Origin of the sequence: Paraglaciecola arctica BSs20135 (assembly GCF_000314995.1) — a bacterium.
GTDB lineage: Bacteria > Pseudomonadota > Gammaproteobacteria > Enterobacterales > Alteromonadaceae > Paraglaciecola > Paraglaciecola arctica.
Genome location: NZ_BAEO01000008.1, coordinates 39,388 through 53,907 on the forward strand (window position 1 = coordinate 39,388; position 14,520 = coordinate 53,907).

General features: G+C 37.6%; 12 protein-coding genes. 4 read left to right on the plus strand and 8 right to left on the minus strand.

Features of this window, described 5'->3' with window-relative positions; all coding sequences use genetic code 11:
* Positions 1 to 5 precede the first annotated feature (5 nt).
* Positions 6 to 446, plus strand: coding sequence for a MaoC family dehydratase (locus GARC_RS02905; RefSeq protein ID WP_007616523.1), 441 nt, complete (start codon positions 6 to 8; stop codon positions 444 to 446).
* A 92-nt stretch (positions 447 to 538) separates the two neighbouring features.
* Entirely contained in the window at positions 539 to 1,399 is an 861-nt protein-coding gene (locus tag GARC_RS02910; RefSeq protein ID WP_007616524.1) for a type 2 periplasmic-binding domain-containing protein, read from the plus strand.
* Between the two features lie 128 nt (positions 1,400 to 1,527).
* Here GARC_RS02910 and GARC_RS02915 read toward each other — a convergent pair whose 3' ends face one another.
* Positions 1,528 to 2,856 carry an NCS2 family permease gene (locus tag GARC_RS02915; protein WP_039988554.1) on the minus strand — a complete coding sequence of 443 codons (1,329 nt, stop codon included), beginning with the start codon at positions 2,854 to 2,856 and terminating at the stop codon, positions 1,528 to 1,530.
* A gap of 290 nt (positions 2,857 to 3,146) precedes the next feature.
* On the opposite strand from GARC_RS02915, the gene GARC_RS02920 reads away from it, so the two are divergent.
* On the plus strand, positions 3,147 to 4,154 hold the full coding sequence (locus GARC_RS02920) for an adenosine deaminase (RefSeq protein WP_007616527.1): 1,008 nt from the start codon (positions 3,147 to 3,149) through the stop codon (positions 4,152 to 4,154).
* A 256-nt stretch (positions 4,155 to 4,410) separates the two neighbouring features.
* On the opposite strand, the gene GARC_RS02925 is transcribed toward GARC_RS02920, so the two are convergent.
* The 3 genes from GARC_RS02925 to GARC_RS02935 all read right to left on the minus strand — a co-directional run bounded on the left by GARC_RS02925 (position 4,411) and on the right by GARC_RS02935 (position 9,028).
* On the minus strand, positions 4,411 to 4,674 hold the full coding sequence (locus tag GARC_RS02925; RefSeq protein ID WP_007616528.1) for a hypothetical protein: 264 nt from the start codon (positions 4,672 to 4,674) through the stop codon (positions 4,411 to 4,413).
* 71 nt (positions 4,675 to 4,745) lie between these two features.
* Positions 4,746 to 6,449: a cupin domain-containing protein gene (locus tag GARC_RS02930; RefSeq protein ID WP_007616529.1), complete on the minus strand. Its 1,704-nt coding sequence runs from the start codon at positions 6,447 to 6,449 to the stop codon at positions 4,746 to 4,748.
* A gap of 95 nt (positions 6,450 to 6,544) precedes the next feature.
* Positions 6,545 to 9,028 (minus strand): TonB-dependent siderophore receptor, encoded by a 2,484-nt coding sequence (locus tag GARC_RS02935; RefSeq protein WP_007616531.1) that lies wholly within the window; start codon positions 9,026 to 9,028, stop codon positions 6,545 to 6,547.
* Between the two features lie 665 nt (positions 9,029 to 9,693).
* On the opposite strand from GARC_RS02935, the gene GARC_RS02940 reads away from it, so the two are divergent.
* Positions 9,694 to 10,527 (plus strand): sulfurtransferase, encoded by an 834-nt coding sequence (locus GARC_RS02940; RefSeq protein WP_007616534.1) that lies wholly within the window; start codon positions 9,694 to 9,696, stop codon positions 10,525 to 10,527.
* 58 nt (positions 10,528 to 10,585) lie between these two features.
* Here the strand turns inward: GARC_RS02940 and GARC_RS02945 are convergent, their stop codons facing one another.
* The 4 genes from GARC_RS02945 to GARC_RS02960 form a co-directional block, all read right to left on the minus strand.
* Positions 10,586 to 10,819 (minus strand): EF-hand domain-containing protein, encoded by a 234-nt coding sequence (locus GARC_RS02945; protein WP_007616536.1) that lies wholly within the window; start codon positions 10,817 to 10,819, stop codon positions 10,586 to 10,588.
* A 96-nt stretch (positions 10,820 to 10,915) separates the two neighbouring features.
* Complete coding sequence (locus tag GARC_RS02950; RefSeq protein WP_007616538.1) at positions 10,916 to 11,125, minus strand: EF-hand domain-containing protein; 210 nt, start codon at positions 11,123 to 11,125, stop codon at positions 10,916 to 10,918.
* 395 nt (positions 11,126 to 11,520) lie between these two features.
* A complete protein-coding gene (locus tag GARC_RS02955) occupies positions 11,521 to 13,278 on the minus strand; it encodes a sugar phosphorylase (protein ID WP_007616544.1) in 1,758 nt (585 codons plus the stop codon).
* Positions 13,279 to 13,288: 10 nt separating this feature from the next.
* The gene (locus tag GARC_RS02960; RefSeq protein ID WP_007616546.1) at positions 13,289 to 14,515 is read right to left on the minus strand and encodes a glycosyltransferase family protein; all 1,227 of its coding nucleotides are present in this window, start codon (positions 14,513 to 14,515) and stop codon (positions 13,289 to 13,291) included.
* Positions 14,516 to 14,520: the final 5 nt, after the last annotated feature.

The following is a 14,520-nucleotide window of genomic DNA, read 5'->3' on the forward strand; positions in this document are numbered from 1 at the left end:
AGAATATGTTTTTTGAAGATTATCAGCCGGGTCAAACATCCCAATTTGGCGTTTACCAGGTTACCGAAGAAGAAATTATAGAGTTTGCCACCAAGTTTGATCCGCAGTTCTTTCATTTAGATAATGAGGCCGCGAAACATTCTCTGTTTGGGGGAATATGTGCAAGTGGATGGCATACAGCGTCAATGTTCATGCGCATGTTGATCGATAACCTACCTGAAAAACATGGTTCACTGGGTTCGCCGGGGATCAATAATATCAAATGGTTAAAACCTGTATATCCAGGATATATTCTAAGTGTAAATAGTCGTGTGAGTCATTGTAGATTGACTAAGAGTAAACCCGGAGTTGGCTTGATTTGTGTTAATTATGAGATTGTTAATCAGGATGATCTGATAGTTATGACCTTAGAATCGAATGCTTTTATTAGGTGCAGGGATGGCTAAGCATTCAAATTTGGAAGATCATAAACGTTGTTAATTCACGATAATTAACTAATGTTAGGTTAAGTTCTAATGTCAATATCAGGGTAGTAAGCTTGAATAAAGACACCTTCATTATTTTGGCTTTTCTTGGCGTCGTTGCAAGTGTTAGTTATTATGCATTAAAAAAGCCTGAGCAAGTGCTCGAAAAACCTCATAAACAGTTACCTGTTCAAACTGTCAATTATCTTCAACCTGGTATTTCAATTTCTAGCAGTTTATATATTAAGGCGCTCTTAGAGAGTGTTATGAGTATAACTGAGCCTGAATATGGCCCATATGAAATTAACATTATCGCTTCTTACCTTGCCCTGCCGCGTAAAAGGAAAGAAATGATTAAAGGAGATAATATTAATTTAATTTGGACTACTGAAGATATCAACACAATCAAAGAGCTAATTAAAGTTCCTTTTCATACTATGAAAGGTGTTCTTGGTTATCGAGCTATGATTATACAAGCTGATAGACAAGATGAATTTAGTAAAATTACTAATTTAGAAGAACTACAACTTATGAAACCTGGCCAAGTTAAGTTTTGGTCAGATACTTATATATATAAAAGTAATAATTTTAACGTTGTTACCTCACGCAAAATGTTTTCCCTTTTCCCTATGTTAGAAAGTAACAGATTTGATTTTTTACCACTTGGTATAAGTGAAATAAACCAAGAATATTTATCAATTAGACAAAAATACCCTTCTTTAGCCATAGAAACAGATTTGCTTATTAAATATTCGCTACATATGTTCTTAATGGTTAGTCCTAATGAACCAATTCTCGCAGAACGTTTATTAAAAGGTCTTTTAGAAATCGAAAAAAGTGGGGAATTTGATAGAATTTTTAACGAGTTTATTCAACCTGAAATGAACAAGATACAAATTCAGAATCGAAGAATAATAGAGCTTGAAAGTCCTTGATACTTTTAAGATTTAAATCACTAAAAATGAATCAAAAGCTAAAGAAGAGTCAAACAAAAGGGCCTAATTAAAATTAAGTCCTTTTGTTATATCAGATAAATAAATTTAAAATATTGCGAAGCTCGAAGCTATTTCAAATCAAATACATATCTCAATATAAATACTGCGGCCATGATATAGGTAATGGTAGTCACTTGTTTGTAGCGCCCAGTGCCGACCATAATGCCTACGTATGTAATAAATCCAAGGGCGATACCTTCACTAATACTGAACGTCAGTGGCATTGCGAGTAGGGCAACAGTCGCAGTCGCTAGGGCTGTGAGATCATCAAAATCTAGTTGCCTAAATGAGTCCATCATTAATATACCCACCATGATTAGCGCGGGCGTGGTGGCCATCAATGGGATGACTTTCATCAGAGGGGTGAGGAATAATGCCAAGATAAAACACAGTGCAACAAACACTGATGTAAGTCCTGTTCTACCGCCTGCGGACACTCCTGCAGCGGATTCGACATAAGATGTTACGGGTGAAGTACCTATAGTGGCACCTACAACACTAGCTAGTGCATCTGCCGACATTGCTTTGCCCATTTTAGGTAATTCACCTTTCTCATCTAACAAATTAGCGCGACGTGATACACCAATTAAGGTACCTATGGTATCGAACATATTGACAAACAATAGCGCAAAAATCAGATCCCATGTTTCTGCGAAATATTTGATGGGATACATAATATCCATGGCAAAAAAAGTGGTGTTTATATTATCAGGCAGACCTATAAACTCACTGGTATGTTGGGTTAAATAGCCGTCGCCAACTGGAATAAATGCGCCGATTAAGCTTAGGGTAATGACAGAAATAAGTATGGCCCCAGTCACTTTTCTAATCACCAATACTATAGTTAATATGATCCCAGCGAGTGCGAGTAAAGTGGAAGGTTCAGATAAGTCACCAATAGATACAAAAGTGGCTGGATTATCGATGACCAGTCCCGCATTTTTAAGACCGATAAAAGCGATAAACAACCCTATACCACACTGGACTCCGATTTTTAATGCCGCAGGAATGGCTTTGGCTATTTTGGTTCTAACACCTGTTAAAGATAACAACAAAAATAGTATGCCATTCCAAAATACTATGCCTAAAGCCGCATCCCAAGGAATTTCTCGTGTTAAACAAATAGTAAATGCGAAGAAGGCATTTAATCCCATGCCAGGCGCCATGGCGATAGGGTAATTGGTCATAAAGGCCATCAATAATGTGCCTAAACAAGCAGCGATTGCTGTGACTGTTATTAGCCCTTCGATTGGCATGCCACCTGCACTTAATATACTAGGGTTAACTACTAACACATAAGACATGGCAGCAAAGGTGGTTAAACCGGCAATAAATTCAGTTTTTAGGTTGGTACCTTTTTCTTTTAATTTAAAAAAGTGTTCAAGAAAATTAGACATGTTTATCGCTCTGGTTTGTTTGCGCAACGCAATTCTTGTAATTAGTAAAATCTAGTGCAAAATACTGACCAACTAGTCAAGCATTGGTTTGATTTATGCTAATAGAATAAATTAATCACAGATTTTATATAAATCAGCATCAATAATGCGGTTTAAGAATTTGATTCTACAAGATAATGTAGACAGGTTGAGATTAATTATAAATTTTCTGCACCAAAAGTGAGAAATTATGTTCTATGTTAGGGTGTGCAGATGATGTACATCAGTTGTTGAAGTGAAGTGAGCGAGAAATGAATAAAAATGAATTAAAAAAATGGGTCTCAGTCTTACCAAAAGTTGAACTGCATTTACATATTGAAGGTTCACTCGAACCTGAATTAATGATGACCTTAGCCAAAAAACATCAAATCAAATTACCTTATGCAAACATCGAAGAAGTAAAAAGTGCCTATAATTTTGATAATTTACAAAGCTTTTTAGACCTGTATTATTTGGGCGCGTCGGTACTTAAAGACGAAGATGATTTTTATCAGTTGATGTGGAATTATTTACTTAAATGCAAAGAAGATAATGTTGTGCACGTTGAAATTATGTTCGACCCGCAAACCCATACTGAACGTGGTATTGGATTTGATGTGTTTATGCCAGGTTTTAAACGAGCAATACAACAAGCACAGCAACAATGGGGCCAATCTTGTTTATTGATTATGTCTTTCTTAAGGCATTTAACCGAACAAAGTGCTATTGAAACCTTACAAGCTTCTACAGCTTATCTAAAGGATATAATTGCCGTAGGACTGGATAGTGGTGAGCTAGGTAATCCTCCTGAAAAATTTACTCAAGTGTTTAAAATGGCCAAAGAACTGGGTTTGAAACGAGTGGCCCATGCTGGAGAAGAAGGCCCCGCTGATTATATCTGGGGGGCGATAAATGCTTTAGACGTGCATCGTATTGATCATGGTGTGCGCAGTATTGATGATCCACAATTGATAGCGCATCTTATTGATTCGCAACATCCTTTAACCGTTTGTCCTTTGTCGAATACTAAATTAAAAGTGTTCGATCATATGCAAGAGCATAATATATTAACACTATTAGATTTAGGCTTAATGGTCACAGTTAATGCCGATGATCCTAGTTATTTTGGTGGTTATTTGAATGATAATTACCATGCCTTGATTGATCATTTACCTATAGAGAAACATCATTTAGAACAGTTAGTAAAAAATAGTTTTAACGCTAGTTTTATGACTACAGAACATAAACAAAAGTGGCTCGGAGAGTTTAATAGCGGCTAAAACACTTTCTTATTTATTGTCTGCTATTTGCACATTGTCCACACTTTATCCGCAGATTCTAAGCGTAACTTGAGGGGGGGATATTTGTATTGAAACAAGTGTTTGTTCCTATACTTTGGGTAATAAGTTGTAAAAAGGCAGTTACTTTCACAAAAAACAGCGCAAGAAAACAGGAATTACGATTTATACATTTAGGTCGTAATTTAAGAGAAACGGTCCTGTGAGCCGTTTCTTTATCAATAAGATATTCAGACTATCACTTATGTTGCGATGCCATAGCAACAACAAGTTGCAGAGCTTGGTCTTTATTAAACCCGCTTTCGATTAGTGCTTCATAATGTTTACGAAGTAATTCTGCTTGAGCCTTCACTAATTTTGGTTCACTTAATGCCATGGTTTGATTAAGTAATTGTTCTGATAATTGTTGGTTCATAAAATTAAGCGATTTTTTCTCTTGTGCGTTAATACTGCCAACAAAAAAAGCAATAATTGCGACAACTGCTATACAGAGGTTTTTCATATTGGTTACTCAACATAATTAGATTATTTGCAATTCCAGTAGGAGTCTTATTGCTTTATAAAGTTCATCAGTTATTCACGGCTAAGTTCAGTAACTAATTGTTTATACTTAGGAAATTTCTTTAATAACATAGACTTGTCACCCAGTTTCATATCTGAATATTCAAATCCTGGTGCTACTGCTTCACCAATCAGTCCGTACCCATATTTCCCATCAGTTGGAATTTTTGAGGCCTTCCAAGTACCGCCTTTTACCATCATTTGCATTTGATGCCCTTTAGTTGGGTCTGGACCTAATATGGTTTTTTGCAAACTACCGTCTGTCTTTAGCATATAGTAGGTAATAGGATCGCCCATATGAAAATAATGCATGATATCTGATTGATTCATATGAAAATGACCAATAGGGGACTTGGCACTTAGTAGATAATAGATGCTGGTCATGGTGACTCTATCCCCATTTTTAGTGGCAATAGTCGGCCTATGATCTGCCTTAAAGGTTTGACGAAAATAGCCCCCTTCAACATGGGCTTCAAGGTCCAGCGCTTCAGCTAATTGTTCTGCAGTTAAAATTTTATCGTTATTTTTGATAGTGGACAATTTATCAATTGTAGCTGCATTTTTGCTGTTTTCAGTGACAGCTTGCTGCTTAACATTATCTACACTAGCGTCTACTTGGTAAGGCATAGTGGTTTTATAAACAGACCAATTACTTGTCAGTGTGTTAACTACCTTACTACCTACAATATAAGCCGATTCAACAGCTGATTGCATGCCTACGTATCCCTTCTTTTGAATTTTAATATTATCAGCTGCACTTAAGGCGTCTTGTGGTTGGCTGTAGTTACTTGCAGTTCGTAAAACCATAAAACGGTTTTTGTCTGCCTTTCCTGCTTTGTGTAAATAACTCAATGCCTGATATGTGCCTGTATCTTCCATTCCAGAGGTGACAAAATTACCCTTGCCCTGAGTCCAATAAGACACCCAATCATTAGCCCACTGATTCAACAGTTTGCCGTGCCAATAAGTTGATGCAGCCAAATGATCCCCTTTTAAAACTAAAGGTGGTTTTTGTGCATTTGGATAATTTATGTATTGTTCTCTAAAGGTTTTCATCGGCGGGTAATCATTAAGCTTTTCATCTTGGGTTAATTCAAAAGCCCAATCGGCTAAATTGGCATTAATTTTATAGACCTCACCATTAACATTTTTATCCGGGTTACTTACTGTTGCCTCTGAGTATGGTTGAGTAGCAAATAAGGGAAAATATCCTGTTGTCCAATCACTCGGTATTTCTCTGGCGTCTATTTCATGGGACAAGTCACCATCTACTAACCATGTTGCCCAAACTGCTGAACCAATGGAACCATTTGCGGGATCTATTCCGGCTATCCCTGCCACTAACCAATAGGCGTGAGTGAGGTCAAAACGAGGATCTAGACCTAATGCAATAACGGCCGCGGTTGCGCGTGCTGTGCCCATGCCAGTTACCACACCTAAAACACCAGTATCAGCATTAAAAAACAGGTCATGGTGTCCATGTACCAATGGATACTTTACATCTAATTTTTGGCCTTGTTTCCATAACTGGAATTCACCTGCTTTGTCACCCTGATCTTCACCTATTTCAAACATAGTCAGGACCACTACTTTAACTTCAATAGGTTTTTTATTTTTTAATGAATCGGTATTTTCAACAACGGACTTTACTGCCGAACAACTCATTAACAATAAACTTATAAGGGCTATTATTTGCACTCGATAGACCAACTTCATCTTCTCTCCCAAAGGAATTTATTTCCATTCATCACATAATAAAAAAACGAGGTATGAAAATCATACCTCGTTTTGATTTCTAACTGCTATGTAAGTTAAAACTTATAATTTACTGTAGCTTGGAAATGACGAGGTAATTCTGGCAAAACCACTGAACTCCCAAATAAATCTGGGAAGTTAGAACGGAAGTAGGTTTCATCAGTTAAGTTCTTTATATTCAAACTTGCTGACCAAACATCTGCTTCATACCTTATACCTGCATTAACCAAAGTATAAGCAGGTAATAAGACAGCTTGTGAATAACCTGAATATGCAGAATCTACATCTACAATACTGGCGTTAACAATAAAACCATTTTGGAAGTCATAGGTACCTGTCAATGTGTAAATGTTTTCTGGGATACCGGCTTTAAGACCTTCAGGGTTATTACTAGTTGTGGCATTTCCGATAGCGACACCACCAAAAACAAGAGAAGGATCAAGCAAAGGCATATCTTCAGCACCAAAGAAACCAAATTGGTATCCATCTTCAATAGCCGTTAAGTTTTTAACTTTAACATTGGTATACCCAGCTGTTATAACTAAGGCATCACTGACTACCCAACGTAATTCAAACTCAGTTCCTTTAGTTTCCGTGACGTTATTGAGTGTGGTTGATTGTGCTTTAGTATCAGTACGTTCTTGCTCATAATTAGCAATGGCAAAATATAGTGTGTCATCTAAGAATGAACCTTTTACACCGAATTCAAACAAAGTAGATTTGTCAAAAACACCACCAGAATAAATGGCCCCAGTTTTAATTTCAGCGCCCTGACCAACGATGATAGTTGATTGCTCCGCTGCTGTAATATAAGGAATTAATCCAAACTCAAATTTGTAAGAGATACTGGTATTCCAAGATACACCACTTACATCATCTTCAGCGCTAACGGGAGCTGAAATATCGGCAGCAGTATAATTGACTGGATCTGCGCCAAAATCATTTAGCAGATATTTGCCATCCTCCGACACAATAACAAAGCCTGAGCCGTAATCGCCTAGAAATAATTTATCAACATCTGTATTGCTTTCCATATCAAAAGTGTCATAGCGCACTCCCAAGACTATATTTAAACCCCAGTCCCAGGTTAAATCGACCATGGCACCAAAACCTAAGTCTAAATAATTGCCTTGGTACCACTCGGTATAATCATCATCAATAGTGGTCGCTAATAGACGCCTGTCAAGAGCACCTGAAGCCATAGTTAGATCACGACGGTCAAAATACTCGTCCTTCCAATCTTCACCATGTTCAAAATCTATGTAGCGCAATGAAGGTGAGATTTGTACTTGAGCCAAAAGGCTGTTTACCTCAAATTCTGTTGAAAATACTATCTTATCTTCAAACACAAAACTGTCATGATACTGCGAAAAACCGTACGCATTTTCATTCATGTTCTCATAACCTTCATAGAACATTTGGTTTTTGATTTCCCAACCATTGTCGGTGTAATAAAACACATCAAAGTATAGGGTTTGAACTGTATTTAATAATTTATCATCAGCTGCTACTAGGACTTGACTACCTTTTAACGTTGTTTCACCAACATTTTCCAAAGCCATAATCGCTGGGATCAGATCTGCTGTAGTCTCATTCATTGGTACTTGCCAAATGAATGGATTAACATTTACAGCCCCATATTCTTGGTGGGAAATCGACCCATCACCACTAGTGTCTAAGGGCTGAGCAGTACCAGTAATATAAGTGCCGTTGTCAACTAAGTCTTGGGTTAAACGGTTCCAACCAGCAACTTGGTTGCCATCATAGTCATGATACATACCACCAAATTCAACACGTAAATTATCAGTAATATCTATGTTAAATGAAGCTTGTAAAACTGTTTGATCGGTTCCTGTATTTTCATAATAACTACCAGAGTTTTCGACTTCACCATAAAAGTAAAAGCCCATATCTTTATCACCAATACTAGCCGGACCACCGATTTCAGCGGTCATCACACTTTTGTCCCAACTACCTGTGGTATATGAAAAAGCCCCTTCATTTTTTTCTAGGTATTGACCACCACTAGCACGAGCTGACTTAGGGTTAAAGTTAAGGTAGCCACCTATTTTTGCAGGACCATAAATTGGCGATGCAGGGCCTCGCACAATATCTATTCGGCTTGAAGCACCGATAGGAGTCGGGTAGTTACCTGGGTTGTCTAAACGTTTAACCCCACGAAAATAAGTTTCCCCTGGTGTTCCACGTACATCTAATGAACCGGCCACACCGAAAAATGATTGGGTAAATACGCCGGGTGAAAAAGCAACTAATTCATCAATGTCACTAACGCTAAAACGTTCTAGTTGTTCTTCACTGATAGTTGAGGCTGAACGAGGAGTTTCTAGAATTGATTTTCCAAAACCAAAAACGGCTTCAACATCTTGTCCGGGTAAACTGCCCAAGGAGCCGGTTACTTCAATACGCTCTAAATTTTTTTCTTCAATTTCTTGCGCCATGGCTTGTAGCGGTAAGAAGGTGGCTAGTCCAATAGCTACTGCTTTCGCAAGTGGGTTTGATATAAAGGTTTTGTTTGTCATTTTTGTGTTCCCGAGATAGTAGCTTTGCTATGTGCTGTATTAGATTCTATGGTCTATTCAGCGTACTGATTTAATTATTCATTATTCATCTTGTATTTATTTTGCACGAACGGTGCCAATGACTTATCCAAATGGTCTGGTTTTAAAAGTATTTATTAAATCATTGAAAAAACTAGTTATTTTATAAAGTAGAATATAATCTCTGGTTGATTTATTACTCTTATCATTAACGAATTTAATTTGCCGCGCACAAAGTTAATTCTTTTGGCATTCGAGTGCACCTTTGGGGTGCTTATTATTACTTAACTATCGATGGCGATTTTTGGTTTAATGCCTGAGGGCACTAATTCAACAATTTTATTGTCTTTAATAACTAAGCCGTTACCAGGGTTTTGAGCATTAGCTGTAAATATCGCGGCGGATGACTTAAGCCATAAGGTTTGGTTTAGCAAAGAAAATATTTGAGCAACCAGTTAATATTGACTCTTTTATCGCGAAGGTATTGAAAGTTTGAGTATTATTGAATATTACTAGTTACTCTTTGAGTGTAATTGAAGTTGTGTACTGGGTATTAGCAATGGATTGGTGCGAAGGATAGTACAATGTAGAGAAAAAACCAGCCCCAAATAGACGTCTCAAAACCTGTCTTTATTAAGGAATAAATAATGTTGCCAGAATCCAATATGGTTAGCAGCCAATGGCTAAAAACTAATATCGAACAGCCTAAACTAATAGTGTTGTTCACCCAAATGGACGATCCGGTTACAGGGAAATCCGATAGCAAACCTGTTGGCTATATACCTAATTCAATATTTTTTGACTTTGAAAACGTGTTTTGTGATGCAGATTCAAACTTGCCTCACACTATGCCCAGTGCAACCAATTTTACTTTAGGTGTCCAAAAATTAGGCATAGATAACGATAGTTTAATTGTGATTTATGATAACAAAGGAATCTATAGTGCCCCTAGAGTTTGGTGGATGTTTAAATCTATGGGTCATCACAATGTTTATGTACTTAACGGTGGCTTGCCGAATTGGTTAAACCAGAAATTGCCGACAGTGCCTCAACTAGTTTCTCCAAGAAAACTAGGGGCATTCCAAGCCCATTACAATAGTCATTGTTTTATAAGTGCTGAAAATGTAATCCAGCAATTGAGCAGTATTTCTGTAGTAGACGCTAGAAGTGCAGGGCGCTTTAACGGTACACAACCAGAACCTCGCAAAGGTTTGCGCTCAGGTCATATTCCCACATCAATTAATTTACCTTTTTCAGTTTGTATCGAAGACACGGAATTAAAACCTCTTGAAGAGCTAAAAGTAATATTTTCCGAATTGGGACTAACTTTTGACAGAAGTTTAGTTTTTAGCTGTGGCTCAGGTGTTACCGCTTGTATTTTGGCTTTGGCGGCCACTGAAATAGGATTTAAAAAGGTAGCAGTTTATGATGGTTCGTGGAGTGAATGGGGTGCTAGAACCGACTTGGCGGTAGAGTTGTAATCAATAAAAAGTCCGCAATGCCATTTGGTATTGCGGACTTTTTAACTAAATATAAGATTTAGTTCGTTTCGTCTTCGTTTTTTACTTCTAATTCCAAATGTGACAAAAATCCATCTTGGTTAACGTCAAGATCTGCAAAAAGAGCACTTAAAGTACTGTCTACTTTTGCTTCGTCTATACTGATTAGACCATCTTTGTCTATATCTAGTGGATGAACAGTCATTTCTTCAGACGCGGCTATTACATTAAGTGATGCGAATGTAATGATTGATGCTAATAGTAATTTTTTCATAATGTTCTTCCTTTAAATATCAAATTAAAATAGTAAATTTAAGAGAGAAGTTGTTTCCGGTTTATTACAACTTCACTCTTAGTTTGCATACAAAAATTATTGGTTTTCTAACTCACTAGGTGACAAGTAACCATCTTTATTAGTATCTAGTTCAGCAAACATTGCCGCTAACGAAGCATCTTGTGCAGCTTCTTCAATGCTAATTCGGCCATCGTTGTCAGAATCTAGTTTAGCTATTAAGTCTTCTTCAGCGATTAATGCCATAGAGGCGAACGTCAGCACGACCAGTGGGATTAATTTTTTCATACATTGACTCCTTTTTGTCTAAGTCTAAAAATGACAAAGTTAAGATAAATAGCAAACTGCTTTAATTAACTGTTTGCTGCTAATACTTTTACTAAAATTGTTAAGTAAAGATATTAATAAGTATGGAGGAGGTCTACTTAAGTGTTACTACTACCACCTTACTTACAATAGCTATTACAAGTGTCGTGCCAATAATATAAATTGCCATTAAAACAATAACTTATGGTTTTTGTTGGAGGTATCGTAGGGAATGTTAAAATTTTTACTGTTAAAGTGTCTTATGGTACAGACAGTTATTGATCGGGATGAATAATACTCTTAAAAATCAAAGGGATAAGGTGAGGCTTATGTGCTACATAAGCCTCAGGAGGGCTATTTTATAAGGCTTGTAGGCGTTAGGTTCTAATATTAGATATCCACATGGATTGGTAAGGTGTCAGTTGGTATTCAATATCTTCCATACTCATTGTATGACCACTGATAAGATCAAACCAAATGTCGGTACCAATTAAGTTCATATCACTTAACCTCAGGTTTTGTGGTTCGTCAGTGACATTGAATATGCAAAAAATACTTTGACTTCTATCCATACTTTGTCGCCAAAAACCAAATATATGATCGCCTAATTGCAAAGTAAATTGGGTGGCACTTGGGTGAAATGCCGCTTGCTCTTTACGGATGTTGAGCAGTTTTATCATTCTATCGTGCACTTTAGCATTTTGGCTAAAGGGTGAGGCTAGCTGTTCTTGTAACTTTGTATAGTCCCATTTATGCCTGTTAATAGAGCGGTTTTGACTGGTATTTTTAACTTTTTCATAATCATTGCCGGTACCAAGTAAGCTATGAATATAAATCCCTGGGATACCTTCTAATCCGAACATTATGCTATGGGCACATATAAATCTTTCTAGCCCCCATTTGTCGGTGCCTTTTACAGTACCTTGCAGCGCATCGTAAAGGGCTATATTAATTTCATAAGCTTTTTGTTTGCCATCTTCAGAGGTGCGCCATGAAATTCTGCCTCCAAAGTTTTGCATGGTATTCACTAGGTCTGTGAGTTCATGATCTTGCAGAAGTCCTTCTGCGGGTCTTAATCCAATGCCATCATGGGAGGCGATAAAATTAAAAAAGAAAGTGCCGTTTTGTGCGGGTGGCATACTTCCCAACCAAGCCTTAAGGTGTTTACAAGAGCCTGTAACCAAAGTGTTGACTAACAGTGGTGGTAATGAAAAGTTATATATTCCGTGGGCTTCGTTTGCATTGCCAAAGTATGTAAGGTTTTGTCTGTTGGGAATATTGGTTTCGGTAATGATGACCGCGTCACTTACGGCATGTTCAATTAAGGTGCGTAACAAACGCACTACCTCATGAGTTTGTTCAAGGTTAATACAAGAAGTACCCATTTTTTTCCAAAGGAAAGCCACGGCATCCAAACGAAATATACGAATGCCTGTATCCAAGTACTGGCGTATGATTGAGACAAAAGTATCTAAAACTGCAGGGTTTCTGAAGTCAAAATCGACTTGGTCATGACTAAAAGTACACCAAACCTGCATCTCTCCATGGGCTGTTTTTGTGAGCCTAAGAAGATCAGAGGTTCTAGGTCTCACCACTTGGGATATATCATCTTCTAAGGACGCAGTGTAAAAGAAGTCACTGCCTGGACCTTCACCTTTTATGAAGTTTTCAAACCATGCACTTCTGGATGAACAATGATTGATCACCACATCAGACATGACACGATAGTCTTGGGTAATGGCTAGAATATCATCCCAGCCACCAAGGGCTTCGTTAACACTTGAATAATCAATAACCGAAAATCCGTCGTCAGAACTGTATGGAAAAAAAGGCAGAATATGTACACTATTGATCGCATCACCGCAGTATTCTGTTAAGAAATTGTGCAACGAGTGAAGAGGTTTTTCACCCGCTTTCTCAACGCTATCACCATAGGTGATCAGCATCACATCTTTTTGATCCCAGTTGTTATGATGGCGTTTTGGTTCTATCAATAACTCATTGTTATCTATGCACATAGTATCCAATAATTGCTTAGATAACTCAGCGTAGGATGTATCTAGTTTAACACCTTCATAGATAACATTTAGGTGGTGTTCAACCCGCTCAACCAGTTGTTCGTATACAGATAACATTAATCGCCCCTTAAGCTTGGCTAAACTCTAAGAAATCTTGCTCTACAGCGTCTTTTAACTGATCTAATACGTCTGGCATGGCGCTAACCACACGGTTCCAGCTTGGGATAAAAGGAGTGTCCATTGGATTATCTAAGAAACTCTCGCCGGCTTTCATAATATTACTGGCAAATAGCTCAACTGCTTTTTCTTCACTATGAATATCTAACTTCAACCCGTTCATTATGGCATCATTGTTATAGGTTTCTATGAAATCTAAGGCAATACGGTAATAGGTCGCTTTTAGTGATCGAAAAGTCTCAGCGGAAAAGATTTCACCCTGAGTGGCAAGTTTTCTAATTAAAGCTTTGGTGATATCGATAGACATTTTAGAGAGTCCACCTTGGTCGTTATCGGCCGATAAATCTTGGTGTTTATGATCGTAAGTTTTGGCGATATCTGCCTGACATAATCTATTATGAGAATAGTTACGTTGCATTTCAGACAGCACACCAATTTCTAAACCCCAATCACTGGGGATACGAATATCATTTAATACATCGCGTCTAAATGAAAACTCGCCTGCCAATGGATATCTAAAACTATCCATATATTCAAGATATTCATTATGTCCAACGACTTTTTGTAAGGCTCTAATTAATGGTGTAACCAATAATCTCGAAACACGGCCATTAATTTTTCCATTAGCAACTCGTGCATAATAGCCCTTGCAAAATTCATAGTTAAATAATGGATTGGCAACCGGGTATATCAATCTGGCTAAGAGTCCTCTGTCGTAAGTTAAAATATCGCAATCGTGCAAAGCCACCGATTCGGCTTTTCCGGATGCTAATACATATCCCATGCAATACCAGACATTACGACCTTTGCCTAATTCCTTAGGCGCTAGACCTAAAGCTTCTAATTTTGCATCTAATGCTTTTAATCTAGGCCCTTCATTCCATAACACTCGATGATTCTGCGGCAAGGCACCAAAGAATTTTAGGGCATGTTGATATTCTTCAAGGTTGGCTCTGTCTAAACCAATGACAATTTGCGAAAGATAAGGAACTTTAGCTATATGCTCGATAATGTTGGGTAATGCAGTGCCTTCAAGCTCGGAGAATAATGAGGGCAGTATGAGTGCCATTGGTCGCCTTTTTGAAAATTCTAGCAGCTCTTTTTCTAGTTCTTCAACAGGTCTTTCAGACAAGTTGTGTAACGTTGTGACTATGCCATTTTGATAAAAATCAGCCATGATAT